This window comes from Ruegeria sp. CDSB113 (genome assembly GCF_059611045.1).
Map to the genome: position 1 here is coordinate 276,714 of NZ_JBXWOU010000001.1, position 26,083 is coordinate 302,796.

A 26,083-nucleotide genomic window follows, 5' to 3' on the forward strand; every position below is an offset into this window, starting at 1 on the left:
GAAACAGAAGTGAGGTCAGGTGTTCGTCAAATTGATATCAGTATTCACCCAATTCACTTGAAGTAATGCCGGACATTGCGTGATTTGAAATGGTCAAAGTCGGAGGCACCGGTTTCATGTATCCTGAACTTAAGCTGTGCATCGCGGGCAAATGGCGCACAGCCAGCCGGGACATACCCGTTATCTACCCTGCGACAGAGGGCGAAATCGGGCGTCTTCCCTGCGCGTCGAAGCAGGATCTGGATGCGGCCGTCAAAGGTTTCCGACTAAGGAGACGCACCTCGGCGCGCGACCGTTCTGACACGATCCTGCGGGCCGCCGCGCTGATGCGTGAGCGTCAGGAAGAAATCGCCCACGCCATCACCCTGGAACACGGCAAGCCGCTTAAGCAGGCTAGGCTTGAGGTTATCCGAGGGGCAGAGTTCTTTGAATGGGACGCGGGCGAGGCGATGCGGACCTATGGACGGGTTATCCCTGCTGCTCGGGGCCACAAGTTCTCGGTTCATCACCAGCCTATTTGTGTCGTCGCTGCCTTTTCGCCGTGGAATTTCCCGATGAGGCAACCGGCACAAAAAATTGCCGGAGCACTGGCGTCGGGCTGCTCGATCATCCTGAAGGCGGTCGAGGAAACGCCCGCGAGCGCCATACACATCGCCAAGGCTTTCGAAGATGCGGGTCTGCCTCCGGGTGTGCTGAAACTGGTGTTCGGAGAACCGGCGGAGATTTCCGATCATCTCATCCCACCGGATCCGGTCAGGCTCGTGGCTTTCACCGGCTCAACGGCTGTGGGGCGGCACCTGACCACTTTGGCATCGCAACACATGACATCGGTTCTCATGGAGCTGGTCGGCCACGCGCCTGTTATTGTCTGCGAATATACGGACGTTCAAACAGCAGCGGATTCCAGCGCATGAGAGCATCTTTGAAGATTACGCCACAACTTTCGTTGAACGCGCTGCGGCAACCGTTGTCGGAAACGGCATGGACCAAAATGTGGAAATGGGGCCTCTGGCAAATGACCGGCGGGTGCCTGCACTGTCCGAATTGGTGGAAGACGCCCGTGAAAAGGGCGCCATGGTTGCCACGGGAGGTGCCAAACATGGCGACAAAGGGTACTTCTTTCAGCCCACCGTCCTGCTGAACGTGCCCGACAACGCCCGGATCATGCAGGAGGAGCCGTTTGGTCCGGTGGCCGTGATCAATCCTGTATCCTCACTGGATGACGCCATCGATATGGCAAACTCGGTTCTTTTTTGAGCTGGCCGGATACGCGTTTACAAATCGTGCGGACTATATCGATCGGCTGATTGACGAGGTTGAGGTTGGTAACCTGTCGATTAACACGCTGGAGGCGTCTATGCCCGAAACCCCCTTTGGCGGGGTGAAATCCAGCGGTTACGGTCGTGAAGGCGGCACCGAGGGTCTCGACAATTACATGGTCGTGAAAAACGTATGGCATTCCGCCAATATTACCTGAGAGTCGGGACCGACGACAAAAGCGGTTTTTCTACGGCGTCAGAAGTTTTCGGTAGAGCGTATCGATAAAGGGCTCGGCCCCCTCAAACGGGTCTTCGTCGCCCAGAATTGCGCGAACCTGAATGTCGAAATCCGCGTAATGTTGTGTCAGCGCCCAGATTGAGAAAATCAGGTGATAGGGGTGCAGGCGCGCGATCTTGCCCTGATCCATCCACTGCGTGAGAATCGCCGTTTTCTCATCCACCAGCGTTTTCAGGTCATTGGACAACGACTCATGAATACGCGGTGCTCCCTGGACCAGTTCGTTGGCAAACAAGCGGCTTTCGCGTTGTAAGTCCCGGCTCATCTGCAGTTTGCGTCGGATATAGGCTAGGATTTCCTCCATCGGGTCGCCATCCGCGTCCAGATCATGCAGAGGGGCCAGCCAGATCTCTAACAGACCGGACAGCAAGGCGGTGTGGATCGCCTCTTTCGACGGGAAATAATACAACAGGTTCGGTTTGCTCAACCCGGCCTCGGTCGCGATTTGATCTACGGTCGCCCCACGGAAACCATGCGCCGAAAACACGTTCAGTGCGGCTTCGAGAATCGCGGCGCGGTTCTTTTTTTGAATTCGGGTCGGGGCGCGATCTTTGGGCATGTTTCCTGACTGTCTCTTTTTCCGCCAAGCGGGCACCAAATATGCCGAATTTTCCGGCGGCACTATGCAATTTCTTGACTGATGTCGAACCCGTGATAGCGTGAGTTTGACCAGATGGTCAAATCAAGACACCAAAAGCGAGCCAAATCGCAAGCAACAGGGAAGAACAAGATGGCAGCTCCGGCGCAGAACCTCAGGATCAATGGCGACAGACTTTGGGACAGCCTGATGGAGATGGCCAAGATCGGCCCTGGCATTGCGGGCGGGAACAACCGCCAGACCCTGACGGACGAAGATGCAGAAGGGCGCGCCTTGTTTCAAAAGTGGTGCGAGGATGCGGGCTGTACCATGGGGCTGGATCAGATGGGCAATATGTTTGCCCGCCGCGAAGGGACCGATCCTGAGGCGTTGCCGGTCTATGTCGGCTCGCATCTGGATACGCAGCCAACCGGCGGCAAGTATGACGGCGTGTTAGGTGTATTGGGCGGGTTGGAGATCATCCGCACGCTGAACGATTTGGACATCAAAACCAAACACCCGGTCGTGGCGACCAATTGGACCAACGAAGAGGGCACACGTTATGCACCGGCAATGTTGTCTTCGGGCGTCTTCGCCGGGATGCACACGCAGGACTGGGCCTATGACCGCGAGGATGCCGAGGGCAAAACTTTTGGCGATGAGCTAAAGCGAATTGGTTGGCGCGGCGAGGAAGAGGTTGGTGCCCGCAAGATGCACGCCTTCTTTGAGCTGCATATCGAACAGGGGCCGATCCTTGAGGCCGAAGGCAAGGATATCGGCGTTGTGACGCACGGCCAGGGCCTGAGCTGGACGCAGATTACCGTGACAGGCAAAGATGCACATACTGGATCTACTCCGATGCCGATGCGCAAAAACGCGGGTCTGGCGATGGGGCGTATCCTTGAGAAAGTGGATGAGATCGCGTGGTCCCATGCGCCCCATGCCGTCGGTGCAGTAGGGCATATTGACGTGTTCCCGAATTCCCGCAACGTGATCCCCGGTAGGGCGGTTTTCACGGTCGACTTCCGCTCGCCGGATCTGGCGGTCATCACAGATATGGAGAACCGTTTGCGCGTTGCGGCCGAAGATATCGTGGAAGAGATGGGCCTGCAGATCGACTTCGAAAAGGTCGGCGGGTTTGATCCGGTGAAGTTTGACGACGGCTGCGTCGCGGCGATTCGGGACGCGGCAGAGCGGCTGGGATATTCGCACACCGATATCATCTCAGGGGCGGGGCACGATGCCTGTTGGATCAACCAGGTGGCCCCGACAGCCATGGTCATGTGCCCTTGCGTTGACGGGTTGAGCCACAACGAAGCGGAAGAGATCAGCAAGGACTGGGCCGCAGCCGGGGCGGATGTTCTGTTTCATGCGGTCGTCGAGACGGCTGAGATTGTGGAATAAGGGGGCGCTGCCCCCGTCGCCCAAAGGGCGACTCCCCCGAGATATTTTTGGCCAGATGAAGCATGCGGCGCAGACCGCGTCAGGGAGATGAAAATGAGCACTGTTATCAAGAACGGAACCGTTGTGACCGCCGACTTGTCCTACAAGGCGGATGTCATGATTGAAGATGGCGTCATCACCGAGATCGGGATGGATCTGAAGGGTGACAAGGAACTGGACGCAACGGGCTGCTATGTGATGCCGGGTGGAATTGATCCGCATACCCATCTGGAGATGCCATTTATGGGCACCTATTCCAGCGACGATTTCGAAAGCGGTACGCGGGCTGCGCTGGCAGGCGGCACCACGATGGTGGTTGATTTTGCGCTGCCGAACCCCGGCGAAAGCCTGTTGGACGCGTTGAAGCGTTGGGACAACAAATCCACCCGTGCCAACTGTGACTACTCCTTCCACATGGCCGTGACCTGGTGGGGCGAGCAGGTGTTCGATGACATCAAAACGGTGATTGAAACTCGGGGTATCAACACGTTCAAGCATTTCATGGCCTACAAAGGCGCGTTGATGGTGAATGATGACGAACTGTTCTCGTCGTTCAAGCGTCTGTCCGAACTGGGCGGCATCGCCATGGTTCACGCCGAGAACGGCGATGTGGTGGCGGAACTCAGTGCCAAACTGCTGGCCGAGGGGAACAACGGCCCCGAGGCGCACGCCTATTCCCGCCCGCCGCAGGTAGAAGGCGAGGCGACCAACCGCGCCATTATGATTGCTGATATGGCGGGCGTGCCGCTTTATGTGGTGCATACGTCCTGCGAGGATGCGCATGAGGCGATCCGGCGAGCCAAATTGCAGGGCAAGCGGGTCTGGGGCGAACCCCTGATCCAGCACCTGACGCTGGATGAAAGCGAGTATTTCAACCAGGATTGGGATCATGCGGCACGTCGGGTTATGAGCCCTCCGTTCCGGAACAAGCAGCACCAGGACAGCTTGTGGAACGGTCTGCAATCGGGATCGTTGAGCGTTGTGGCAACAGACCATTGTGCCTTTACCACCGAACAAAAGCGCTATGGTGTGGGCGACTTTACCAAGATCCCCAACGGCACCGGCGGGCTTGAAGATCGGATGCCGATGCTGTGGACTCATGGAGTGAACACCGGGCGTTTGACACCGAACGAATTCGTCGCGGTGACTTCAACGAATATCGCCAAGATATTGAATTGTTACCCGAAAAAAGGTGCCGTTCTGGTTGGCGCTGATGCGGATCTGGTGGTTTGGGATCCTGAAAAGTCCAAGACGATCAGTGCCGATGCGCAGCAATCCTCGATCGACTACAATGTATTCGAGGGCAAAGAGGTTAAAGGCCTGCCGCGCTTTACGCTTACGCGAGGGCACGTGGCTGTGCATGATGGGGAAATCCGCACGCAGGAAGGCCACGGCGATTTCGTTGCACGTGAGGCCAATACCACTGTGAACAAGGCATTGAGCACCTGGAAAGAGCTGACCGCGCCTCGGCCGGTTGAACGGACGGGCATCCCGGCGACGGGCGTATGATTCGTGCGGGCCGCCTGTTGGGTGGCCCAAAATCAAATCTTTTCAAGGCTATGGAATGAATACTGAAAGCACTACCCAGCCCGTTATCGAGGCAAGGCAGCTGGATCTGACCTTCCAAACCAATGACGGACCAATCCACGCGTTGAAAGACGTGAACCTGACGGTCGACAAGGGAGAATTTGTCAGTTTCATCGGTCCCTCAGGCTGCGGAAAAACCACCTTTTTGCGCTGTATCGCTGCGCTCGAAACACCTACCGGAGGAACCCTGACGGTCAATGGCATGACCCCGGATGAGGCGCGGCGGAACCGGGCCTATGGCTATGTGTTTCAGGCGGCGGGGCTGTATCCTTGGCGCACCATCGCCAAGAACATCAAGCTGCCGCTTGAGATCATGGGATATTCGTCTGCAGATCAGGACGAGCGGGTGAGAGATGTTCTGGAACTTGTTGATCTTGACGGGTTTGGTGGAAAATTCCCGTGGCAGTTATCCGGGGGCATGCAGCAGCGCGCCAGTATTGCGCGGGCGTTGGCATTTGACGCCGATATCTTGTTGATGGACGAACCCTTTGGGGCGCTGGACGAGATCGTGCGCGATCACCTGAACGAACAGCTTTTGGCGCTGTGGGCCCGCACCGAAAAGACCATCGGTTTCGTCACGCACTCGATCCCCGAGGCCGTGTATCTGAGCACCAAGATCGTGGTGATGAGCCCGCGACCAGGGCGGATAACGGATGTGATCGACAGCCCGCTGCCGAAAGAACGTCCCTTGGACATCCGCGACACGCCTGAGTTCATCGAAGTGGCGCATCGTGTGCGCGAGGGTCTGCGGGCGGGGCATGCGGACGATGAATGATGGTTTCAAAGCTTTCTGGGCCGTTCTGACCGTTCTCGCGGTGATAGTCGTCCTTTGGTACGCGGCCTGTATTCCAATGAACATCAAAGGTGTTTTGACCGAACAGGAACGTGCCGGAGCCGAGGTTCAGCCACCCTCGGCCAAGGATCGTCGGGATATGTCCGAATTCGGACTGGTGTTGAATAACAGCTTTGCCATCCCTGCCACGTGGGAGCAGGACCGGCCCCGCCTGCCGGCGCCGCATCAGGTCGCCGTCGAGATTTGGGAGACCACTGTACAGAAAAAAATCACTTCGAAACGGTCACTTATCTATCATGGCTGGGTCACGCTGAGCGCAACGATGCTGGGCTTTGTGATCGGTACCGGATTGGGCATTCTGCTGGCGGTCGGGATCGTGCACAGCCGCGTCATGGACTTGTCGGTGATGCCATGGGCCATCGTCAGCCAGACGATTCCCATCATCGCTTTGGCGCCAATGATCATCGTGGTGCTGTATTCGGTGGGCATTCAGGGGATCATCCCCAAGGCGGTAATCTCGGCCTATCTGAGTTTCTTCCCTGTGGTTGTCGGTATGGTCAAAGGGCTGCGCAGCCCGGATGCAATGCAACTGGACCTGCTGCGCACTTACAGCGCCAGCCGGTCGCAGGGGTTCTGGAAGCTGCGCTTGCCCGCATCGATGCCTTATCTGTTCACGTCACTGAAGATCGGCATTGCGGCTTCGCTGGTCGGTGCCATCGTTGGTGAATTGCCAACAGGGGCGGTGGCCGGTTTGGGTGCGCGCCTGCTGGCAGGCAGCTACTACGGACAAACCGTGCAAATCTGGTCGGCCTTGTTTGCGGCGGCCATTCTGGCGGCTTGTCTGGTCGGGTTGCTAGGGCTTGTAGAACGGAAGGTCCTGAAAAGAATGGGGATGGCGCAATGATACTAGTGCTGTTTGCAATCGTCGTTTGGGTCCTGGGTTGGTGGCTGAATAGTCGTCTGGCCAGCGGGCCTTATGCGGACACGCGCATGGTGCGATTTCTGGCTCCGTTCATATTTGGCGTAACGATCATTGTCATATGGGAGCTGCTGGTCAGAGGCCTAGACGTGTCTTTGGTCATACTGCCGGCGCCATCCGTAATTGCGGTGCGCTTTGCCAACAGCCTGCCGATCCTGTGGGAGGATTTCGTTCAAACCATCATCAAAGGCGCGTTCAGCGGGTACATCATTGGGTGCTTCGCCGCATTCCTGATGGCAATTGCCGTGGATCGCTGGGATTTCCTCCGACTAGGGTTGCTGCCCGTTGGGAACTTTGTCGCAGCGCTGCCAATTGTCGGGACCGCACCCATCCTGGTGATGTGGTTCGGGTTTGACTGGCACTCCAAAGCCGCCGTTGTCGTAGTGATGGTGTTCTTCCCAATGCTGGTCAACACCGTGGCTGGTCTGCGTGAGGCCACGGCCATGCAGCGCGACCTGATGGAGACCTATGCGGCCACTTATTGGCAGAGCTTCCTGAAGTTGAGATTGCCCGCTGCGATGCCCTTTATCTTCAACGGCTTAAAGATTTCTACCACCCTGGCGTTGATCGGCGCTATCGTGGCAGAGTTCTTTGGCTCGCCCACGCTAGGCATGGGCTTTCGGATATCCACCAGCGTGGGGCAATTATCGCTGGACATGGTCTGGGCCGAGATTGTGGTGGCCGCTTTGGCCGGAACCGCATTTTATGGTCTTGTCGCAATGATCGAAAAAGCGGTGACCTTCTGGCACCCGTCGCAACGTGGATAAAACAATAATTCAACAGACCCCAAAAGGGGCACCAACAGCAACTAGGAGATATGAAGATGAATAAGCTACTCAGCGGGGCGATAGCCGCCTTTAGTTTGGCCGCCAGTTCGGCTTTCGCTGCGGATGAGGTGACATTGCAACTGAAGTGGGTCACGCAGGCTCAGTTCGCGGGCTACTATGTTGCCAAGGACAAGGGGTTCTACGAGGAAGAGGGGCTGGACGTCACTATTCTGCCCGGCGGACCAGACATTGCACCGACGCAGGTGATCGCAGGTGGCGGCGCTGACGTGACCGTCGAATGGATGCCCGCCGCGCTGGCTGCACGCGAAAAGGGTTTGCCTCTGGTCAATATCGCGCAGCCGTTCAAAAGCTCGGGTATGATGCTGACCTGCTGGAAAGATGCCGGGATCGCCGCGCCCGAGGACCTTAAGAACCGCACGCTGGGCGTCTGGTTCTTTGGCAACGAATTCCCGTTCATGAGCTGGATGAGCCAACTGGGGATCGACACGGGTGGCAAAAGCGAAAGCGGTGTGGAAGTTCTGAAGCAAGGCTTCAACGTCGACCCGCTGCTGCAGCGTCAGGCCGATTGCATCAGCACCATGACCTATAACGAATACTGGCAGGTCATCGATTCCGGCGTCAACCCGGATGAGCTGGTGACCTTCAAATACGAAGATCAGGGTGTCGCGACATTGGAGGACGGCCTGTATGTTCTGGAAGAGAACCTTGGGGACGCAGCATTTGTCGACAAGATGGAACGCTTCGTTCGCGCCTCGATGAAGGGTTGGAAATACGCCGAGGAACACCCGGATGAGGCGGCCGATATCGTGCTGGAAAACGATGAGACCGGCGCCCAGACCGAAGAGCATCAGAAACGCATGATGGGCGAGATCGCGAAATTGACCTCAGGTTCGAATGGTTCGCTGGACCCTGCCGATTTTGAGCGCACCGTTGCCACCCTGCTGGCGGGCGGTTCCGATCCTGTGATCACCAAGCAGCCAGACGGCGCTTGGACGCACCAGATCACGGATGCGGCGCTGAACTGATCCGCCTAGCATCGGTTTAAAAGGCGCGGTCCCAAACGGGGCCGCGTTTCCTGTATCTTATGTCGGAATTGTGTCTGTACTTGAGATCGAAATGGCGTAGAATTCTATGAATAACAACGCATTTCATACGAAACTGGCGATAGTCCGAATAAAATGCAGGGATTTGCATCAGAATTCAATACGGCGTTCACTCTGATCCTGAATGGGGATCCAGAGCTTTGGGCGATTGTGCTGCTTTCCCTGAAAGTTTCCATTTTTGCCGTCTTGATTTCTGCACTGATTGGCATGCCTGTTGGCGCTGCGCTGGCTGTTGCACGCTTTCCGGGGCGGCGGGTTATGATCATTCTTATGAACGCGCTGATGGGGTTCCCGCCGGTGGTCGTAGGCCTGCTGGTTTATCTGATGTTGTCGCGATCCGGGCCTTTGGGCGTCCTTGAACTGCTCTACACACCGACCGCGATGATCATCGCGCAGGTTGTTTTGGTGACGCCCATCGTCGCTGCGTTGACGCGGCAGGTGGTCGAGATGCTGGCCGAGGAATACTCGGAACAGCTCCGATCCTTGGGCGTGTCGCGGCTGGCGTCTGTGCCAGTACTTCTGTGGGATGCGCGTTTGGCGCTGGTCACGGCCTTGCTGGCCGGATTTGGCCGGGCCATTGCCGAGGTTGGGGCGGTCATAATCGTTGGCGGAAACATCAATCACGTGACGCGGGTGATGACGACGACCATCGCGCTGGAAACGTCCAAGGGAAATCTTGCGCTGGCCCTGGCGCTCGGCGCGATCCTGATCGGTATTGCCATAGCGGTGAACGCCATGGTCAGCACGCTTAGCCTGCGGGCTGAGAGAGAGGGGTTGCGCCATGCGTGATCTGGTCTCGGAAATGGCGCGGCGCATCACCGTTAATGGATTGCAGATTGCGCGTAATGGCACCGCATTGCTGGACGTTCCGCACCTGACATTGAGCGGGCCGGGGCCGACCTTAATCCTTGGACCGAACGGCGCGGGCAAAAGCCTGTTGCTGCGGTGCCTGCATGGGCTGATTGCGCCGGACAAAGGGTACATGGAGCTAGATGGAGTTCCTTTGAATGCTGATCACAAGGCCCGGCAGGCGATGGTGTTTCAGCAACCCGTCTTGCTGCGCCGGTCCGTTGCAGCCAATCTGGATTTTGTCCTGAAACGGCAGGGCCTGCAGCGCGTTGCTCGCAAGACGCGTATTGCTGATTTGCTGGCCCAAGGCGGGCTTGAAGGCAAAGCACGGCAAGCGGCCAGATCGCTGTCGGGAGGTGAGGCGCAGCGGCTGGCCATCCTGCGCGCGCTGGCGCTGGACCCGGATACCTTGTTTCTGGACGAACCGACCAGCGCGCTGGACCCCGGCGCCACTCAGGTGATTGAGCGGATGATCCTGCGCGCATCAGAAGGGGGGGTGCGCATTGTCATGGTGACCCATGACATCGGTCAGGCGCGCCGGCTGGCATCGGATGTCGTCATGATGCAGGGCGGTCATGTGGTTGAACATGGCGATGCGCGTCAGGTATTGGACGATCCCAAAAGTGATGCCTCGCGCAGGTATCTTGCAGGCGGATTGGTGACATAACAAAAAATCTGGAGTTTAGAATGATCCGGAATTTCATTCGGGCAGCATTGGTTTCACTTGGCTTGTTTACAGGTCCGGCCTTAGCCGAAGAACCATTTATCGTGGTGCAATCAACGACCTCGACCCAAAATTCGGGACTGTTGGATTACATCCTTCCTTGGTTCGAGGCGGAAACCGGGATCGACGTGCGCGTTGTTGCTGTGGGCACCGGGCAGGCGATCCGTAACGCAATCAATGGGGATGGTGACGTTCTGTTGGTCCATGCAAAGGCGGACGAAGAGCAGTTTGTCGAAGACGGCTGGGGCGTTGAACGATTTGACGTGATGTATAATGACTTCGTTCTTGTCGGTCCCAAATCAGACCCGGCCAAGGTGAAGGGCGGATCGGATATCGTGGCCGCTTTGACTGCGGTATCTGAGGCCGAAGTTCCCTTTGCATCACGCGGGGACGACAGCGGAACCCATAAGGCCGAAATGCGCCACTGGAACGACGCCGGAGTAGATCCGGTTGCGGAATCGGGTACGTGGTACAGGGAAACCGGTTCAGGCATGGGCGCGACGTTGAACGTGGCCAGTGGCATGGATGCTTATACCCTGACGGATCGTGCGACGTGGGAGTCCTTCGGCAACCGTGGAAACCTTGAAGTGTTGGTCGAAGGTGACTCGCGCTTGTTCAACCAATACGGCGTTATTCTGGTGAACCCCGAAAAACACGCGGGTGTACGGGCGGCGGCAGGGCAGCGGTTTGTTGATTGGCTAATCGGACCGGACGGGCAGGCAGCCATCGAGGCCTTTGAGTTGAATGGTCAGCAGCTGTTCTTTCCGAACGCGAAATAGGGGATCACCCGCTGGCGCCATTGTGGTGGATCGTTCCCAGACCGGACAGGTCATACCCACCAAACTCATCGGCGCGGGTCAGGAACCGGTCGGACTGCACAAAGCTAAGCAATTTCAGCATCGGGTCATCGAAATAGGCTCGACGCCAAATCGCCAGGTCCAGGCGTTCGGTATGCGTGGGAACAAACCCCAGATCGTACAGCCCAGCCAATGCGCCTAGTCCGAACCCGACCTCGGCCTTGTTGTCATGCAGGGCAATGGCCAACTCTTCTTCTGTGCGGGCGCAGGTGGGCAGGGTTTCCAGATCGTTGCGGGTTATTTCGTGGGCCTCAAGCTGTGCGTCGAACAACCGCTGGCTAGCCGCGCTGTCCTGACGCAAGATGACACGTCGGCCTTTTAGCTGCGCAAAACCCTGGATTTCCGATGCGCCCGGTGCCAGCAGCAAACCACGCTGGCGCTGCGCGACTTCGAACAGAACGACCGGGGCCTCACCCAAAGCGTCTTTCAGGGTCTGGGTGTTGAACCCGCCATCCTCATGAATGTGCAGCGCTGCCGCCTGCGCGTTGCGGTCTTTCAGGCGGGTTAGGCCGTCGAATGAGCCATCATAATATGTCGCCAGACCCGAGCCGCTTTCGCGCAGCGCCCAGTCCAGCAGCGGATCGTGACTGCCAGCGACAATCGGGGGCAGGGGCGGTTCGGCCACTTCCGGGCCGGATCGCGAGGCGTTCAGCCATGCAATCACCTCGGCCCGCGGGAACAGCAGTTTGCCCATGGCGCGCACGCAAGGCACCTCACCCGATGAGGCAAGATCATAGGCCTTCCGCTCGCCAATGCGCAGCAGATCGGCCAGTTCCTTGGTGGTCAGATATTCGGACATTCAGTCGAGACGCACAGCCGAGCTGGTGCCGGCATCCGCAGCACTGAAACCGATCTGTTGCAGCGTAAAGGGCGCGGCGACGGTGATCACCACCATGGCGGCAACAGCAGCAAGAAAGGCTTTCATAGGTCTCCTCCGGCTCAGTTTTCTGGCGCCGTGGCGCGGCGTAGAAAGGCGATAAGGTCGTCCCTGTCCCTGGGTTCGGTGATCCGCTGCATCGGCATCTTCGACCCCGGGATATAATGGTCCGGCCCTTCGTCAAACAGAGCGTTTATCGTTTCTTCATTCCAAATGATATCAGAGTCTTGCAGCGTGTCCGAATAAAAATATCCCGCAAGCGTACCGGCCTTGCGCCCGAACACACCATGCAGCGTCGGACCCGCGCGGCGTTGACCATCCGGTGTAAGGCTGTGGCAGATCGAGCATTTGCGGGCAAACTGGCGTTCCCCGTTTTCCATTTCTTCAGGTTTTTTGAGAAAGCTGAGTTCTGTCGCGGCCATCTGTTCCTGATCCCCAAGCGCGGTAACCGGCCAGCTATACATGGCCTCGTCAATGCCGCCGGCATGCAGGTTCTGCCCATCAGGCGAAAAGGCCAGCGCCCAGACCGGGCCGCGTAGGGTGGCCCTGAAGTCCTGCGCGATACGCCATTCGACCGTGTCGATCACCATGATGTAGCCTTCGCCATCTCCGACTGCCAGCATGCTGCGATCCGGGCTGAGCGCCAATGCAAGGATCGGTCGGCGTTCCAAGGTGAAATCACGCTCGTCGCCGGTTGTCAGGTCGAGGACGCGGGTGACTCCGTCGACTGCACCATAAGCAATCCAGTTGTCCCGCTCGTTCAGTACTAGTTCGTTGATACCAAAGCCGTGCTCCACGAATCGATTGGTTTCCTGCCCGCTGGCGACGTCCCATATGCGCAATGACCCGTCGATGCCTGCGGAATAGAGCTGTGATCCATCGGTCGAGAATTCGACGGCGTTTATGCCACTGCCAATGGGGCCGAGGATCGACGGCGCCGAACCGTCAACCGGCCATAGGCCGATTGTTCCGTCCCAACTGGCCGTTGCCACGTGGGTTTTGGATGCCGCCACGCCCACGATCTTACCTTTGTGTTGACCTACAACCTGACCTCCGGGCCACCGGCGCAGTGTAAAGTCATCTCCTGCCGAATAGATGGCCGTGCCGTTGAAAACGACGGAGTTGACAGCCGCTTCGTGGCCTTCCAGCCATTTTGGGGATTGATCCGTCCAAACACCGACCGAGTTGTCAAAGCTGGCCGTGGCGATCCGGCCATCGGGTGCTGTGGCGATCCCCATGATGGGTCCGCCGTGGCCCTTGAGCGTAAAGAACTCGGCCATTGCGGGCAGGGGCATCAACGCCAGAGCCAGAACCAACTTGCGCATTTACTCGGCGGGCGAGGCCGCTCCTTCGCTGGCCTCTTTTGCCTGCACCTCTTCCAGCCACAGCGAGTGATGCTCGCGCGCCCATTGCTCTTCCACCTCTCCGGTTCCCATAGCGTCAAACGCACCTTCCATGCCGACCGAGCCCAGGTAGATGTGGGCCAAGATGATCGCGATGAACGCATAGGCGACCATGACGTGCCAGATCTGGGCGTATTGCATATCTTCTTGCGGGGACATCTGCACGGGCAGGTTCAGCCCAAGCATCTGCGGAATACCGGTCGAATTCGCGATCGAAAAGGTCTTGGCAAACAGTGGCATTTCGAATGGGAACAGCAACGACAGACCGGACAGGCTGATCGAGACGCCCAGCAGAATGCAAAGCCAGAATATGATCTTTTGCCCGGCGTTGAATTTCTTGGCGGGTGGGTGGCTGCCTTTGGTGAACAATCCCCCACCAGCAGCGAGCCATTTCAGGTCGGTGCGGTTCGGGATGTTGTGAGAAATCCAGTTCACTGTCACGATGATCAGCCCCAGCATAAAGGCCCAAGCCAGGTTGTTATGCAGCCATTTGCAGCCCTGAGCGATGGTCGCGAACCCCTCTTTGCCAAAAACGGGGATCAGGAAATCACGGCCATACAAGGTCAACAGGCCGGTGACGCCTAGTATCAGGAAGGACCCGGCAAACAACCAGTGCCCAAACCGCTCGATCCCGTTGAAACGCAGAATCTTCCGCCCGGTCTTTTCACCATCAATCCTGATCTTTCCGCGGATCAGGAAAAACAGCAGCAAAAGAACAAGCATACCGCCAATGATGTAAGATCCATATTCACGCAAAGGACCAGTGCGGAAATTCAGCCACCACATGCCGCCGTCCTGGATCAGTACCGTTGCGGCCGGACCATGGGAAGACACGGTCACATCCGCCGAACCGTAGCGAAGTGCGCGATAGACATCGCTGTCCGAGGTCACACCGCGCGTCCCAAGCTGACCAAGCAAGCCTTCGGCATTGCCTTGGCCGGTGTTTTCGGACCGATAGCTGTTGTCGACCTTTTCACCACGCTGACGGGCCATGATATCTTGCAGAGTGGTTGCACCGCCTGTGGCGCTGCGGTCAGATTCTGCAGGAACTTCCGTGTTTTCCTGTGCCCAGGCAAAACTGGCAAGGAAAAGTGGTATCAGCAGCATTTGGATCAGGCGCATCTATCGAATCTCCTGTGTCGTACGGGGTTATCGGTCGAAGCCGCCGACTTGTTCGTGAAAGACTGCTCCTACGGGTGTCAGGGTATCGCGCAGGTCATCTTTTGCTGGTCCGTAAACCTCTAACGTGGTGGGGGTGAGAATTGCCAGAAAACGGTCGGCGAAATTCGCTCCGAAGTTCTGCATATGGATCATTGCGTCATCTGAACAGGCGTAGCGTTCATAGATGTGAACGGTGGACCCTGTACGATGCCACTCATAAGACTTCGCACCACTTTCTGTCAGTGTCGCATCCACCATTTCCGCCATCAGCGCATCAAATGCAGCATCCTGATCGGCCTGCAACTCAAGTTTCAGCAGCCAGTAAATATCTTCGGTCATGAAATGCTCCGCGCAGATTGGACATGCAACCTAAGCTCGACCAAATCCTTATGGTCGCGCTGGGACGGTCCCGTGGATGAACACGGGACCGTCTTTTCTTGTCAGACGGGTTTATCCGTCTTTCTGGTCGTAGGCGGTGCCCCAACCCCATGCGCCCGATCCAAATCCGCGCGCGACGACGCGCTCGCGGTAGATGGCCGAGACCACATCGCCGTCACCGGCGAGCAGGGCCTTGGTGGAACACATCTCGGCGCAGATGGGCAGCTTGCCCTCGGCGATCCGGTTGCGACCATATTTTGCGAACTCTGCAGTAGAGTTGTTTTCTTCGGGACCACCGGCGCAGAAGGTACATTTGTCCATCTTGCCACGTGATCCGAAGTTGCCTGCCTGCGGGTATTGCGGCGCACCGAAGGGGCACGCATAGAAGCAATAACCGCAACCAATGCACAGGTCTTTGGAGTGCAGGACGACGCCTTCTTCGTTCTGATAGAAGCAGTCGACCGGGCAAACCGCCATGCAAGGCGCATCCGAGCAATGCATACAGGCCACCGAGATCGAGCGTTCGCCCGGGTTGCCGTCATTGATCGTCACCACCCTGCGGCGGTTGATGCCCCAGGGCACTTCGTGCTCGTTCTTGCACGCGGTTACGCAGGCGTTGCACTCGATGCAGCGTTCAGCGTCGCAGAGAAACTTTGCTCTAGCCATTATCGTTCTCCTTACGCTGCCGAGATCTTGCAGAGAGTACACTTGGTCTCTTGCATCTGGGTCACTGAATCATAGCCATAGGTCTGGGCGGTGTTGGAACTTTCACCCAAGACATAGGGGTCCGCACCAGCAGGGTATTTATTCCGCTGGTCTTCGCCCTGAAAATGGCCGCCAAAGTGGAACGGCATGAAGGCCACGCCGGCACCGACCCTGTTGGTCAGCATCGCCATCACCTTGACCTTGCCGCCTTCGGGACCTTCGACCCAGACCTGTGCCCCGTCACGAATGCCCAAATTGTTGGCATCGCGTGGGTTGATCTCGACGAACATGTCCTGTTGCAGCTCGGCCAGCCACGGGTTCGACCGTGACTCATCGCCGCCGCCCTCATACTCGACCAGACGACCAGACGTCAGGATTATCGGGTAATCCTTTGAAAAGTCGTTCTTTTGGATCGATGCGTAGAGCGTGGGTAGGCGATAGGCCTGACGGTCCTCGTAGGTCGGATAGTCCTCTACCAGATCGCGACGCGGCGTATAAAGCGGCTCGCGATGGATTGGGATCGGATCCGGGAAGGTCCAGACAACCGCGCGGGCTTTGGCGTTCCCGAAGGGCGCACAGCCATGCTCGATCGCGACCCGCTGGATGCCGCCGGAAAGGTCGGTCTTCCAGTTGGTCTCTGGTCCCGCAACGGCGTCGATGGCCGCGCGTTCCTCGGCCGTCAGATCGCCATCCCAGCCAAGGTCCATCAGCATCTGCATCGTGAACTCAGGGTATCCATCCTGAATTTCCGACCCGACACTATAGACCCCTTCGGCCAGCAGGTTGTCACCGTCGCGTTCCACACCGAAACGGGCGCGGAAGGTCAGGCCGCCTTCGGCCACCGGTTTGGACATGTCATAGAGGTTTGGCGTCCCCGTATGACCCATCTCAGCCGTTCCCCAGCAGGGCCAGGGCAGACCATAGTACTCGCCGTCGTTCGGGCCACCGATTGCCTGCAGCGTGGTTCTGTCGAACGTATGCTGGTTGGCCATGTGGCTTTTTAGACGTTCCGGTGACTGACCGGTGTATCCGATGGTCCAGAGGCCCGAGTTGAACTCACGCGTGATGCTTTCAACATTCGGTGTTTCCGGGTCGTCCATCTCGATATTGCGGAATAGCCGATCTGCCCATCCAAACTTGTTGGCGAACTTGGCCATGATGACCTCATCCGGCAGACTTTCGAACAGCGGTTCCACAACCTTGTCACGCCACTGCAGCGACCGGTTCGATGCCGTGACAGACCCACGGGTTTCGAACTGCGTACAGGCGGGCAACAGGTAGACACCATCGGTACGGTCATGCAAAACGGCGGAAACTGTAGGATACGGGTCGATCACGACCAGCATGTCCAGCTTCTCCATCGCCGTCTTCATTTCCGTCATCCGGGTCTGCGAGTTAGGCGCGTGGCCCCACAGCACCATGGCACGGACGTTGTTGTCCTGATCCATGTTTGCCGGGTCTTCCAGAACACCATCGATCCAGCGGGAGACCGGGATGCCGCGCTCGTTCTGCAGCGGCTTGTCCTTGCCTTCCTTGTCTTTGATCGTCGCAAACTGGCCAGCGAGCCATTCCGGTTCTTCACCCCAGACACGGGCCCAATGACCCCAAGCACCTTTTGACAGGCCGTAGTAGCCGGGCAGGGTATGGGACAGAACACCAAGGTCCGTTGCGCCCTGAACGTTGTCATGGCCGCGGAAGATGTTGGTGCCACCACCCGAAGTACCCATGTTGCCAAGCGCAAGCTGGAGCACGCAGTAGGCGCGGGTGTTGTTGTTGCCGTTGGTATGCTGCGTGCCACCCATGCACCAGATCACCGTACCAGGACGGTTGTTGGCCATGGTGCGCGCAACGCGGCGCAGCTGCGAGCCGGGGGTGCCGGTGACGCGTTCCACCTCTTCCGGGTTCCACTTGGCGACCTCTTCACGGATCTGATCCATGCCCCAGACACGGGTGCGGATGAACTCTTTGTCCTCCCAGCCGTTGTCGAAGATGTGCCACAGAATACCCCAAACCAAGGCGACGTCTGTACCAGGACGGAAGCGGACATATTCATCCGCATGGGCCGCAGTGCGCGTAAAGCGCGGGTCGCAGACGATCAGCGGTGCGTTGTTCTGCTCTTTCGCGCGCAGAACATGCAACAGCGAGACAGGGTGCGCCTCGGCCGGGTTGCCGCCGATGATGAAGATAGCCCGAGAGTTGTGGATGTCGTTGTACGAATTGGTCATGGCGCCGTAGCCCCATGTATTCGCAACACCCGCAACAGTGGTCGAGTGGCAGATACGCGCCTGATGGTCCACGTTGTTCGTGCCCCAATAGGCGGCGAACTTGCGGAACAGATAGGCCTGTTCGTTGTTATGCTTGGCCGAGCCCAGCCAGTACACGCTGTCCGGCCCGGATTCTTCGCGGATGCTCATCATGCCGTCGCCGATCTCGTTGATCGCCTCTTCCCAGCTGATGCGCTTCCACTCTCCGCCTTCCTTTTTCATCGGATACTTGAGGCGACGCTCGCCATGGGCGTGCTCGCGAACTGCCGCCCCCTTGGCGCAATGTCCACCCAGATTGAACGGGCTATCCCAACCGGGCTCTTGCCCGATCCAGACGCCATTCTGCACCTCGGCGACGACGGTACAGCCGACCGAGCAGTGGGTGCATATGGACTTGATGTTTTCCACGGCCTGATTGGCCGCTGTCTGGGCACTGGCTGGCGTCACGGTTCCACCCGTGGCGCTGATCGCGGCAAGGCCGCCGATCGTCAGGCCCGAGCCACGCAGGAATGCGCGGCGATCGACGGTTTTCTCGCCGACCTGGGACAGGATACTTGTCCGCTGGGGGCGTCTCGCAACCCCGTTGGTCTTTTTCCTAAGCATTTCTTTCCTCCCTTGCGCGCCGTGTGAGCCACGGCTGGCTTGGTACTGCTGGTGCCGACGTCAGGGCCAATCGCAACCGTCAGTCGGGTGTGACCTCGTCCGGGTTTGAACCGGGCGCTGTCGTCGCGCTAGAAGCGTGCGCTTTTCAAGTACGCGCGCGTGTGCGCGGTATCCTGAATGCGGTTCTCATCCGTAGGCAGCTCGGCTGCCTCGGCTTTTCCGCTCAGGCTGGCGGCGGCAACGGCAGCGGGCGCTGCGGTTCCAGCCAGTTTGAGGAAGTCGCGGCGCGTTGCGCCTTCTTCCTTGGTCTTGCTCATGGGTTTCTCCTCTCCCATTTGCGAGTTAGCACCCCTTGGGACGCTGGCGAGTGACAGCGGTTCACGCTGCCGTCATTCGGAAGGCTTCGCGCTCGATCTCCATGAAGACCCGACCGGCTGTGCCGATCGAGGCATAGAGAACCGAGTTTTCGGCGCCTTCCAAATCCGAATAAAAATGCATGGCCCAAGGGCCGATATGTTTGTTCCAGAATGCCCTTTGGTCTTCCAAAGATGCAGCTGCGCCGAAGCGACCAACGATCATGCCCGCTATCATCTCCATCAATGAGGCGATGTTGTCTTCCGGTTCAAAGACATTCTGGGCTCGAGTAATGCCACGCATTGCCATGTCGTTGCGCAGTTGCGCCAGAGGTTTCTCATTCAGGAATCCAGTGAGGTAGAAGCTGGCGTAGGGTAGCAGCTCGCCGCGCCCCAACCCGATGAACAGCGCGTTGAATTCGCGTTCCGCTGCGGCGGGCTTGGTCACTTTGGCGACGCGGGCCATGGCCTGAATGGCCTGCCCAAGATCGGTCTCATCGCCGGTCAGACTGGATACTTGATCCAGCAGCATCTGATCGGGCGGCGCAGACAGAAGCAGCCCCAGAAAGTTGTAGAAATCCGCGCGCATACGATCCTCTGCCGAGACATTCATCTGTTGCGCTTCACTTGCGGTCATCAGGTCATCCTTCGAATTCAAATTTCATGCGGCGTGGGGCAGTGGTGATCTCTGCCTCTTCAGACAGGTCCGGCGCTATGTCCACCTCAGCCACCAGAACGGGCTCTGGTGTCGCGGTTTCGGGTGACGCAGGTTCGTCCTGCAGCTCATCCGGTTCAATTGTTTCGTCCGCTTCGCTGTCTTCGGCCTCAGCCGCCAGCGCCTCGACATGTGCAAGCATACCTTTGCCAACCTGGTAAGCGGTCTGAATGTTTTCGATCACGCAGGCGGCGTCGGTATAATCCTCGCCGTAATCTACCAGACCATCGACATTGGCCAATACCGGGTTCAGCCGCCACAGCCGTCGCAAGGCACGACGGCGCAGACGGTCAGGCACCGCCTTGGCCATAAAGCCCGAGACGTCATCGCCCGCCTGCAATTCGTCAGGGTCGGGCAAGTTGAGTTCATTTAGAATCTCCGCATCGGATTTTTCTTCCAGTTCGGCGTGTTGGGCGGCAATGGCCTGTTCTTCAATCGCGATGACCTCGGCCTCGGCTTCCGCTTGTACTGCCGCTTTGCGGCGGGACCAGAAATCGCGGGCTTGGGTCACTGCACGATCCTCCGCGGGGCGCGGTACACGTCTGACTCTTGCCGGATGCGTGCGTCGCCCTTGCCGTCCTCGACCAAATCGACCCGTTTTTTGTCCCGACGGCGTTTCACAAAGACTTCGTCGTTATGATGTTCCAGAGCGAAGTCGCGCACCCAGGCGATCAACCCATCGGTCATCGGGATTTTCTCAACGATCTCTTCACCGGTATCCGCATAGTCCTGGCCTTCGAAAGGCGACGCGGTGACCAGGACCGCATCCATCGGCCTTTCGCCATCCAGCGCATCACGGAGAACAAGGTAGATCGACGGCTGGCCGTCCGACAGGTTCACCATGTAGGCTTCGGTTTCATCTGCCCAAAGTGTCAGGGGCAAGGTCGCTGCGTGGTACTCAATGGCCTCGCCTTCACGCCGCATTTCGTGCCAGTCCGCAGGTCCGGCACCGGGCAACACAGCAATGGCGCGCCAATTCCATTTCGCCCAGCGGGTTACACCGGGTGTTTTGCGCACGACGACGCCGATTGGCATTTCAATCTGGCTTGCGGCCTTGGCCACTGGCTCCTCCCCGGAAGGCTCTCCCATGCCTTCCCACAGGTCCACTATGGTACACAAAGCGCTCAGGTGCCAAGCCCGCGTCGTACGACCTTAGTCGTAATGGCTGGTAGCAAAATAGTGATCCCCGCAAACGGACGCCTTTGTTTATTGTAAAGAAAGGGGTTTCCGTGGCCAAATGGCCCGCTGTCCCAAAGGGTTTACATTCCAGCAACGGGGATACAGCCTGCGATGCGAAGAGGTGGAGAAGTATCCGGGGGAGGATCATGGGCACCAAACTACTGTTATGCGATTGCGCCGGGTCTCAACCTCTGAATTCCGACAAGATCGGTTCGGCCTGCGAGATGGATTGTTCCAAGGTTTTCACAGCGCTTTGCACGCGAGAGTTGGAAGCGGCGGCCGCGGAGATACAACAGGGGGACACCCTCATTGCCTGCGGACAAGAGCAGGAAGTGTTTCAGGCCCTGGCCGAAGAACTGAATGTGGACGCCCCTGGCTTTGTTGATCTTCGTGACAGGGCCGGGTGGTCTGATGAGGGCGCGGATGCGGCCCCCAAGATGGCTGCCCTGGCCGCCGAGGCCTTGTTGCCGCAGCCGGTGACGCCCAGCGTAGACGTCTATAGCGAAGGCACATGCCTGATCATCGGTCCCGGCGACGTTGCATTTGCACTTGCTGAAAAACTGGCCGTTACGCTTGCAGTTACAGTACTGGTCACGGATGAGGCTGCGCCGTTTTCGCGTGCGTTTGACGTGGTGCGTGGGCGCATCAAATCGCTCGATGGGGCGTTGGGCGGATTTACGATGCGGCTCGACGCGTTTCAGCAGCTTGAACCCGGCGGACGCGGAGCTTTTATGTGGACCGACGCCCGCGACAGGGCGCAATCGGGCTGTGACATCGTTCTGGACCTGACCGGCGACACACCCTTGGTTCAGGCCCCGGCCAAGCGCGAAGGCTATCTGCGGGCTGATCCCAAAGATCCATTGTCCGTCGAACGGCTGGCGTTTGAGGCGGCCCAATTGGTCGGCACGTTCGAAAAGCCGCTTTACGTGCGGATGGAAGAAACGCTGTGTGCCCATTCACGGGCCGAACAAGTCGCTTGCACGAACTGTCTGGATATCTGCCCGACCGGAGCGATCAAACCTGCCGGTGAGCATGTGGAGATCGACCCGATGATTTGCGCTGGCTGTGGGGAATGCGCCGCAGTTTGCCCCTCAACAGCAATCACCTACGAGGATCCGCCGATATCCGCGTTGCTGTCGCGGATGCATATTTTGGCGCGCACCTATCGGCGAGCTGGCGGAGTGGCGCCGCGCTTATTGGTGCATAATGCCCACGGGGCCGAGATGATCCGACTGGCCGCCCGTTTTGGACGTGGGTTGCCTGCCGATGTGATTCCGCTGGAGCTGAGTGTGATTTCAGGCTTTGGCCATGCCGAGATGCTGGCCGCCTTGGCGCATGGTTTTGCGCGTGTGGACATCTTGCTATCCCCAACGACCGAGCGCGATGCGTTGGACCGTGAACTAGCCTTGGCGCAGGCAATTGCAGGGCCGAATGCCCTGGGGTTGGTGGATGAGGCCGACCCGGATGTGCTGTCTGATGTCCTATACGCGCAAGATGTCCCTCAGCCTTTGCCCGACGCGGTGCTGCCATTGGGCAACCGCCGCCAGATCGCCCGTTTGGCGGCGCAGGCGCTGAACCCTAATGCCGAAGAGCCGCTGCCCTTGCCGGAAAACGCGCCCTATGGGGCGATCGCTGTCAACACGGATGCCTGTACTTTGTGCCTCAGCTGTGTGTCGCTGTGCCCGTCGGGTGCTTTGATCGATAACCCGGACAAGCCGCAATTGAACTTCCAGCAGGATGCTTGTCTGCAGTGCGGGTTGTGCAAAGGCATCTGCCCGGAAGACGCGATTGCTCTTGTCCCGCAGCTTGACCTGAGCGATGCAGCCCTGTCTCAACAGGTTCTGAATGAAGAGGAACCGTTTGCCTGTGTAGAATGCGGGGCACTGTTCGGAGTTAAGTCCACCGTGGAACGGATCATGGAAAAGCTTGCGGGTACACATCCGATGTTTGCTACCTCGGACAAGGCGCGGATGATCCAGATGTGTGACAATTGCCGCGTGAACGCACAGTTCCAGCAAGAGGACAACCCGTTCCAGTCTAACCCGAAACCTCGTGTCGTTACGACCGAGGATTATTTCTCAAAACGAAAGGATCACTGAAGCTGTAAGGGTGCACCCAAGTCCGCTGCGGTAATGACCGAGACAAAGGCAAGGATCGCTTCCAGATCGTCCAACGTCATTTCGACAGGATATATGGGCGATGGACGCTGTGGATCAAACGGAGGTGTCAGCCCGTCAATCTGTGTGAACGAGGGGTGCGGGTTGAGGGCGAAGAACGCCTCGAACCGTTCTGACCAGTCCGGCATGGCGCGCAGCACCGCGAAAGAGGGGGTCGAACCCAGACCATTCATCCGGTTCTTGGGCCCGATCACATGGCACCGGCCGCAATGGGTCATCGACAATTCCTCGCCGCGCAGTGTATCGCCGTCGATCACTGTTTCGGTTTCCACGGCCGCGATATCGAAGCTGGCCGAGAAGGGCGCGCCTTGCTCTGGCGCATAGCTTTCAACCGTCCGTTTTCCGATATCGGACAGCAGCCAGTCGCGGAACCGCTCATGTTTGGCGTCCTCTTCGATCCGAAGGTGATAGATCACACCGTCGCGCGCAAACACAGGATCACCCGGAGGCGCGGTTTCTAGCACCAAAACGCCGGCATCATCTGCAATAACCCGGATCCCGGTCTTGAGAGAAAAGCGAGGAAGGATATGTTGCAGCAGACCAGAGTCAGCAACCTCGTCCGGCGCGGCAAGACCAATCGCCTCTTGCGACCAAGAGGGGGTGGCAGAGAGCGTCAGGCTCAGGCACAAGAGGACAAAGCGCATGCCACAGCCTAACGGCACGGCACCAAATGCGTCAAATGAACTGAATGAGACGGAGACACGTGCAATGAACGGCAACCACAGCTTGTCGATACGCAGAGCCCTGACCACCGGGTTCCAAAAGGAGAATGACGCATGAGTGTTCGTGACGCAGTTCTTGCAAACCTGAGAAAGATCACTGACCCCGTCTCTGGACAGGACATCGTCAGCGCCGGAGTTGTTCGCGCGCTGAATGTCGAAGGGGACACTGTGCGCTTTGTACTTGAGATCGACCCCAAGCAGGCTGAGCAGATGGAACCCGTCCGTGCAGCCGCCGAACAGGCCGCGCAGTTGGTCGATGGAGTTTCCACGGTCTCGGCCATGCTGACCGCACATTCCGAAAAGGCACCGCCAGACCTGAAGCCCAAACCGAAACCCTCGCAGACCGGGCCGCAGGCCGTGCCGGGTGTGGACAGGATAATTGCTGTGGCTTCGGGCAAGGGTGGCGTTGGCAAGTCCACCGTTTCCGCCAACCTGGCTTGTGCCTTGGCGGCTGAAGGGCGGCGCGTTGGTCTGCTGGATGCGGATGTCTATGGCCCGTCACAGCCCCGGATGCTGGGTGTTTCTGGCCGCCCGGCCAGCCCTGACGGTAAAACGATCCTGCCATTGCGCAACCACGGCGTCACCATGATGTCGATGGGTCTGATGACCAATGAAGGTCAGGCCGTTGTCTGGCGTGGCCCGATGCTGATGGGCGCGCTGCAACAGATGATGGGTCAGGTGCAATGGGGCGCTCTGGATGTGCTGATCGTCGACTTGCCGCCCGGCACCGGTGACGTGCAGCTGACGCTGAGCCAGAAGTTCAACGTGGACGGCGCCATTGTTGTCTCGACCCCACAGGACGTGGCTCTGATCGATGCCCGCAAAGGGATCGACATGTTCAACCAGCTCAAGACGCCCATCCTTGGGATGATTGAGAATATGTCGACGCATATCTGTTCGAACTGCGGGCATGAAGAACATGTGTTCGGCCATGGCGGTGTGAAGTCCGAGGCCGAGGCGCTGGGCGTTCCTTTGCTGGGTGAAATCCCGCTGCATCTGGATATCCGCGTTGCCGCTGATGGCGGTGCACCGATCGTGGTCAGCAAGCCCGACAGTCCGCAAGCCGAAGCGTTCCGCCAAATTGCGCGCGGCATGATTGCCAAGGGCAACGCATGAACGAGCCGGTCTTTCCCCCTTTGCTGACGGGCCACCCGGTGCAGGGTGGGGAAGACCCGTTCGAGCGCGCACAGGCAATGGCCGCGCTGGGCTGTGATGGCGGTACCGTGGTCTATAACATTCAGGCCGATCGTCTGCGTGTGGCCATCGTTTTTGCCCCCGAGGTTGTCTTGCGCGATGCGATGGCAATGGTGCCGCTTTGCGCTGTTGGGTTTCAGAACGCGCTGGGCGCGCTGGCCCCGCCTGAGGTCGCGGTCCATCTGGGCTGGGACGGACTGATCTGTGTGAATGGGGCCAAATGCGGAATGTTCCGTGTGGCAGCTTCGGATGCAGATCCAGAAGCAGAACCGGATTGGCTGATCGTCGGTTGGGATTTGGCGCTGCTGCAAACCAGTGCGGCTCCGGGCGAACACCCGGATGTCACTGCCCTTTACGACGAGGGCTGCGCGGATGTCTCGGCAACGCAGCTTGTCGAAAGCTGGTCGCGGCACATGATGACATGGCTGAACCGCTGGCAAGAGGACGGCAACGCGCCTGTGCACGGAGAATGGATAGGCCTGCTGCGCGGTGTAGGAGAGCCCTTTGGTGAAACGGGCGTGTTTCTGGGAACGGATGAACGGTTCGGCATGCTGATCCGTCGTGGTTCCGACACGCAACTTCGCCCGCTAACGGAATTGTTGGAGAACGGATGATGAAACTGGCTCGCGCAATCCATTTCGACGAAAGCGACATGAATGTGTTCCACTCCCCGGCGCGAACCGGGGAATGGTGCATTTCGGGCGGATTCGAGTTCTCAAATTGGGGCGAAGGCGATCTTGAAGGCAAAGCGCGTCAGGCTTTTGCGAATGGCTGGTTGGGTGTGGAAACCTTTGGGCGGGTGACATTCGTTGCGGTTACTCAGGTGGAACAGGCCGAGATGGATCAGATCGCGCAGAGCCTTGCTGAACACTTTGTGCAGCTTTACGGGGCACCGTCGGTAGAGGCCGCCATGGACGTCGCACTGGCCGAGATCGCCCATATGTCCGAGCTGTGTGATGAGCATAATCCAAACACGCTGCTGACCGTCTCGCGTGAGCTGTCAGACGCCGGAGTGCGTGAGGCTTTCCGGGTGATCACGCCGCAAGAGACTCAGCTAGAAGCTCTGGCCGTACATGGGTCGTTGGACGAATAACC

General features: G+C 58.4%; 27 protein-coding genes and 1 pseudogene. 15 read left to right on the plus strand and 13 right to left on the minus strand.

Annotated elements, in window-relative coordinates; genetic code table 11:
- The first annotated feature begins 116 nt into the window (after nt 1-116).
- A pseudogene (locus AC2FIS_RS01415) lies at nt 117-1,477 on the plus strand (NAD-dependent succinate-semialdehyde dehydrogenase).
- Nucleotides 1,478-1,507: 30 nt separating this feature from the next.
- On the opposite strand, the gene AC2FIS_RS01420 reads toward AC2FIS_RS01415, so the two are convergent.
- Nucleotides 1,508-2,116, minus strand: coding sequence for a TetR family transcriptional regulator C-terminal domain-containing protein (locus AC2FIS_RS01420; RefSeq protein WP_496771702.1), 609 nt, complete (start codon nt 2,114-2,116; stop codon nt 1,508-1,510).
- Nucleotides 2,117-2,287: 171 nt separating this feature from the next.
- On the opposite strand from AC2FIS_RS01420, the gene AC2FIS_RS01425 reads away from it, so the two are divergent.
- From AC2FIS_RS01425 to AC2FIS_RS01465, 9 genes are all read left to right on the plus strand, one after another.
- Nucleotides 2,288-3,538, plus strand: coding sequence for a Zn-dependent hydrolase (locus tag AC2FIS_RS01425; RefSeq protein ID WP_496771703.1), 1,251 nt, complete (start codon nt 2,288-2,290; stop codon nt 3,536-3,538).
- A gap of 93 nt (nt 3,539-3,631) precedes the next feature.
- On the plus strand, nt 3,632-5,086 hold the full coding sequence (gene hydA, locus AC2FIS_RS01430; RefSeq protein ID WP_496771704.1) for a dihydropyrimidinase: 1,455 nt from the start codon (nt 3,632-3,634) through the stop codon (nt 5,084-5,086).
- Nucleotides 5,087-5,141: 55 nt separating this feature from the next.
- Entirely contained in the window at nt 5,142-5,939 is a 798-nt protein-coding gene (locus AC2FIS_RS01435) for an ABC transporter ATP-binding protein (protein WP_496771705.1), read from the plus strand.
- Entirely contained in the window at nt 5,932-6,861 is a 930-nt protein-coding gene (locus tag AC2FIS_RS01440) for an ABC transporter permease (RefSeq protein WP_496738833.1), read from the plus strand. The genes AC2FIS_RS01435 and AC2FIS_RS01440 overlap by 8 nt, the downstream gene beginning before the upstream one ends.
- Nucleotides 6,858-7,703: an ABC transporter permease gene (locus AC2FIS_RS01445; protein ID WP_058277688.1), complete on the plus strand. Its 846-nt coding sequence runs from the start codon at nt 6,858-6,860 to the stop codon at nt 7,701-7,703. The genes AC2FIS_RS01440 and AC2FIS_RS01445 overlap by 4 nt, the downstream gene beginning before the upstream one ends.
- A 56-nt stretch (nt 7,704-7,759) precedes the next feature.
- Nucleotides 7,760-8,749 carry an ABC transporter substrate-binding protein gene (locus AC2FIS_RS01450; protein ID WP_058274243.1) on the plus strand — a complete coding sequence of 330 codons (990 nt, stop codon included), beginning with the start codon at nt 7,760-7,762 and terminating at the stop codon, nt 8,747-8,749.
- A 153-nt stretch (nt 8,750-8,902) separates the two neighbouring features.
- The gene (locus AC2FIS_RS01455; protein WP_496771706.1) at nt 8,903-9,616 is read left to right on the plus strand and encodes an ABC transporter permease; all 714 of its coding nucleotides are present in this window, start codon (nt 8,903-8,905) and stop codon (nt 9,614-9,616) included.
- The gene (locus tag AC2FIS_RS01460) at nt 9,609-10,343 is read left to right on the plus strand and encodes an ATP-binding cassette domain-containing protein (RefSeq protein ID WP_496771707.1); all 735 of its coding nucleotides are present in this window, start codon (nt 9,609-9,611) and stop codon (nt 10,341-10,343) included. Before AC2FIS_RS01455 ends, AC2FIS_RS01460 begins: the two co-directional genes overlap by 8 nt.
- 20 nt (nt 10,344-10,363) lie before the next feature.
- Nucleotides 10,364-11,179: an ABC transporter substrate-binding protein gene (locus tag AC2FIS_RS01465; protein ID WP_496771708.1), complete on the plus strand. Its 816-nt coding sequence runs from the start codon at nt 10,364-10,366 to the stop codon at nt 11,177-11,179.
- Nucleotides 11,180-11,183: 4 nt separating this feature from the next.
- On the opposite strand, the gene AC2FIS_RS01470 is transcribed toward AC2FIS_RS01465, so the two are convergent.
- From AC2FIS_RS01470 to AC2FIS_RS01520, 11 genes are all read right to left on the minus strand, one after another.
- Entirely contained in the window at nt 11,184-12,056 is an 873-nt protein-coding gene (locus AC2FIS_RS01470; RefSeq protein ID WP_282168497.1) for a substrate-binding domain-containing protein, read from the minus strand.
- Entirely contained in the window at nt 12,057-12,182 is a 126-nt protein-coding gene (locus AC2FIS_RS01475; protein ID WP_472723580.1) for a hypothetical protein, read from the minus strand.
- Between the two features lie 14 nt (nt 12,183-12,196).
- A complete protein-coding gene (locus AC2FIS_RS01480; protein ID WP_496771709.1) occupies nt 12,197-13,459 on the minus strand; it encodes a c-type cytochrome in 1,263 nt (420 codons plus the stop codon).
- Entirely contained in the window at nt 13,460-14,659 is a 1,200-nt protein-coding gene (locus AC2FIS_RS01485; protein ID WP_496771710.1) for a formate dehydrogenase subunit gamma, read from the minus strand.
- Between the two features lie 27 nt (nt 14,660-14,686).
- A complete protein-coding gene (locus tag AC2FIS_RS01490; RefSeq protein ID WP_496771711.1) occupies nt 14,687-15,037 on the minus strand; it encodes a putative quinol monooxygenase in 351 nt (116 codons plus the stop codon).
- A 111-nt stretch (nt 15,038-15,148) separates the two neighbouring features.
- A complete protein-coding gene (fdh3B, locus tag AC2FIS_RS01495) occupies nt 15,149-15,742 on the minus strand; it encodes a formate dehydrogenase FDH3 subunit beta (RefSeq protein WP_058273836.1) in 594 nt (197 codons plus the stop codon).
- Nucleotides 15,743-15,753: 11 nt separating this feature from the next.
- Nucleotides 15,754-18,648 (minus strand): formate dehydrogenase subunit alpha, encoded by a 2,895-nt coding sequence (locus AC2FIS_RS01500; RefSeq protein ID WP_496720033.1) that lies wholly within the window; start codon nt 18,646-18,648, stop codon nt 15,754-15,756.
- Nucleotides 18,649-18,776: 128 nt separating this feature from the next.
- A complete protein-coding gene (locus AC2FIS_RS01505; RefSeq protein WP_058273834.1) occupies nt 18,777-18,965 on the minus strand; it encodes a ubiquinol-cytochrome c reductase iron-sulfur subunit N-terminal domain-containing protein in 189 nt (62 codons plus the stop codon).
- Nucleotides 18,966-19,026: 61 nt separating this feature from the next.
- Complete coding sequence (locus AC2FIS_RS01510) at nt 19,027-19,638, minus strand: TorD/DmsD family molecular chaperone (protein ID WP_496771712.1); 612 nt, start codon at nt 19,636-19,638, stop codon at nt 19,027-19,029.
- A gap of 4 nt (nt 19,639-19,642) precedes the next feature.
- Nucleotides 19,643-20,227, minus strand: coding sequence for a DUF3306 domain-containing protein (locus AC2FIS_RS01515; RefSeq protein WP_496771713.1), 585 nt, complete (start codon nt 20,225-20,227; stop codon nt 19,643-19,645).
- Nucleotides 20,224-20,778: a DUF3305 domain-containing protein gene (locus AC2FIS_RS01520; protein ID WP_496771714.1), complete on the minus strand. Its 555-nt coding sequence runs from the start codon at nt 20,776-20,778 to the stop codon at nt 20,224-20,226. The genes AC2FIS_RS01515 and AC2FIS_RS01520 overlap by 4 nt, the downstream gene beginning before the upstream one ends.
- A gap of 263 nt (nt 20,779-21,041) precedes the next feature.
- On the opposite strand from AC2FIS_RS01520, the gene AC2FIS_RS01525 reads away from it, so the two are divergent.
- Entirely contained in the window at nt 21,042-22,994 is a 1,953-nt protein-coding gene (locus tag AC2FIS_RS01525) for a 4Fe-4S binding protein (RefSeq protein ID WP_496771715.1), read from the plus strand.
- Here the strand turns inward: AC2FIS_RS01525 and AC2FIS_RS01530 are convergent.
- The gene (locus AC2FIS_RS01530; RefSeq protein WP_496738698.1) at nt 22,988-23,716 is read right to left on the minus strand and encodes a c-type cytochrome; all 729 of its coding nucleotides are present in this window, start codon (nt 23,714-23,716) and stop codon (nt 22,988-22,990) included. The genes AC2FIS_RS01525 and AC2FIS_RS01530 overlap by 7 nt on opposite strands.
- On the opposite strand from AC2FIS_RS01530, the gene AC2FIS_RS01535 reads away from it, so the two are divergent.
- Genes AC2FIS_RS01535 through AC2FIS_RS01550 form a run of 4 tightly spaced genes read left to right on the plus strand, consistent with a single transcriptional unit; the run spans nt 23,715 to nt 26,081 of the window.
- A complete protein-coding gene (locus AC2FIS_RS01535; RefSeq protein WP_496771716.1) occupies nt 23,715-23,852 on the plus strand; it encodes a hypothetical protein in 138 nt (45 codons plus the stop codon). The two genes, AC2FIS_RS01530 and AC2FIS_RS01535, sit on opposite strands and share 2 nt — an antisense overlap.
- Nucleotides 23,849-24,910, plus strand: coding sequence for an Mrp/NBP35 family ATP-binding protein (locus AC2FIS_RS01540; protein ID WP_496771717.1), 1,062 nt, complete (start codon nt 23,849-23,851; stop codon nt 24,908-24,910). The genes AC2FIS_RS01535 and AC2FIS_RS01540 overlap by 4 nt, the downstream gene beginning before the upstream one ends.
- Nucleotides 24,907-25,602, plus strand: a complete 696-nt coding sequence (locus AC2FIS_RS01545) for a biotin/lipoate--protein ligase family protein (protein WP_496771718.1) — start codon at nt 24,907-24,909, stop codon at nt 25,600-25,602. Before AC2FIS_RS01540 ends, AC2FIS_RS01545 begins: the two co-directional genes overlap by 4 nt.
- Entirely contained in the window at nt 25,602-26,081 is a 480-nt protein-coding gene (locus AC2FIS_RS01550) for a DUF6505 family protein (RefSeq protein WP_496771719.1), read from the plus strand. Before AC2FIS_RS01545 ends, AC2FIS_RS01550 begins: the two co-directional genes overlap by 1 nt.
- The last annotated feature ends 2 nt before the right edge of the window (nt 26,082-26,083 follow it).

Coding starts and splice junctions, on each gene's coding strand:
- AC2FIS_RS01465 (WP_496771708.1), top strand. CDS start 10,364: ATGATCCGGAATTTCATTCGGGCAGCATTGGTTTCACTTGGCTTGTTT.
- AC2FIS_RS01470 (WP_282168497.1), bottom strand. CDS start 12,056: ATGTCCGAATATCTGACCACCAAGGAACTGGCCGATCTGCTGCGCATT.
- AC2FIS_RS01550 (WP_496771719.1), top strand. CDS start 25,602: ATGAAACTGGCTCGCGCAATCCATTTCGACGAAAGCGACATGAATGTG.
- AC2FIS_RS01460 (WP_496771707.1), top strand. CDS start 9,609: ATGCGTGATCTGGTCTCGGAAATGGCGCGGCGCATCACCGTTAATGGA.
- fdh3B (WP_058273836.1), bottom strand. CDS start 15,742: ATGGCTAGAGCAAAGTTTCTCTGCGACGCTGAACGCTGCATCGAGTGC.
- AC2FIS_RS01525 (WP_496771715.1), top strand. CDS start 21,042: ATGGGCACCAAACTACTGTTATGCGATTGCGCCGGGTCTCAACCTCTG.
- AC2FIS_RS01505 (WP_058273834.1), bottom strand. CDS start 18,965: ATGAGCAAGACCAAGGAAGAAGGCGCAACGCGCCGCGACTTCCTCAAA.
- AC2FIS_RS01485 (WP_496771710.1), bottom strand. CDS start 14,659: ATGCGCCTGATCCAAATGCTGCTGATACCACTTTTCCTTGCCAGTTTT.
- AC2FIS_RS01420 (WP_496771702.1), bottom strand. CDS start 2,116: ATGCCCAAAGATCGCGCCCCGACCCGAATTCAAAAAAAGAACCGCGCC.
- AC2FIS_RS01500 (WP_496720033.1), bottom strand. CDS start 18,648: ATGCTTAGGAAAAAGACCAACGGGGTTGCGAGACGCCCCCAGCGGACA.
- AC2FIS_RS01435 (WP_496771705.1), top strand. CDS start 5,142: ATGAATACTGAAAGCACTACCCAGCCCGTTATCGAGGCAAGGCAGCTG.
- hydA (WP_496771704.1), top strand. CDS start 3,632: ATGAGCACTGTTATCAAGAACGGAACCGTTGTGACCGCCGACTTGTCC.
- AC2FIS_RS01535 (WP_496771716.1), top strand. CDS start 23,715: ATGCCACAGCCTAACGGCACGGCACCAAATGCGTCAAATGAACTGAAT.
- AC2FIS_RS01490 (WP_496771711.1), bottom strand. CDS start 15,037: ATGACCGAAGATATTTACTGGCTGCTGAAACTTGAGTTGCAGGCCGAT.
- AC2FIS_RS01445 (WP_058277688.1), top strand. CDS start 6,858: ATGATACTAGTGCTGTTTGCAATCGTCGTTTGGGTCCTGGGTTGGTGG.
- AC2FIS_RS01475 (WP_472723580.1), bottom strand. CDS start 12,182: ATGAAAGCCTTTCTTGCTGCTGTTGCCGCCATGGTGGTGATCACCGTC.
- AC2FIS_RS01455 (WP_496771706.1), top strand. CDS start 8,903: ATGCAGGGATTTGCATCAGAATTCAATACGGCGTTCACTCTGATCCTG.
- AC2FIS_RS01450 (WP_058274243.1), top strand. CDS start 7,760: ATGAATAAGCTACTCAGCGGGGCGATAGCCGCCTTTAGTTTGGCCGCC.
- AC2FIS_RS01480 (WP_496771709.1), bottom strand. CDS start 13,459: ATGCGCAAGTTGGTTCTGGCTCTGGCGTTGATGCCCCTGCCCGCAATG.
- AC2FIS_RS01425 (WP_496771703.1), top strand. CDS start 2,288: ATGGCAGCTCCGGCGCAGAACCTCAGGATCAATGGCGACAGACTTTGG.
- AC2FIS_RS01540 (WP_496771717.1), top strand. CDS start 23,849: ATGAGTGTTCGTGACGCAGTTCTTGCAAACCTGAGAAAGATCACTGAC.
- AC2FIS_RS01545 (WP_496771718.1), top strand. CDS start 24,907: ATGAACGAGCCGGTCTTTCCCCCTTTGCTGACGGGCCACCCGGTGCAG.
- AC2FIS_RS01510 (WP_496771712.1), bottom strand. CDS start 19,638: ATGACCGCAAGTGAAGCGCAACAGATGAATGTCTCGGCAGAGGATCGT.
- AC2FIS_RS01440 (WP_496738833.1), top strand. CDS start 5,932: ATGAATGATGGTTTCAAAGCTTTCTGGGCCGTTCTGACCGTTCTCGCG.
- AC2FIS_RS01530 (WP_496738698.1), bottom strand. CDS start 23,716: ATGCGCTTTGTCCTCTTGTGCCTGAGCCTGACGCTCTCTGCCACCCCC.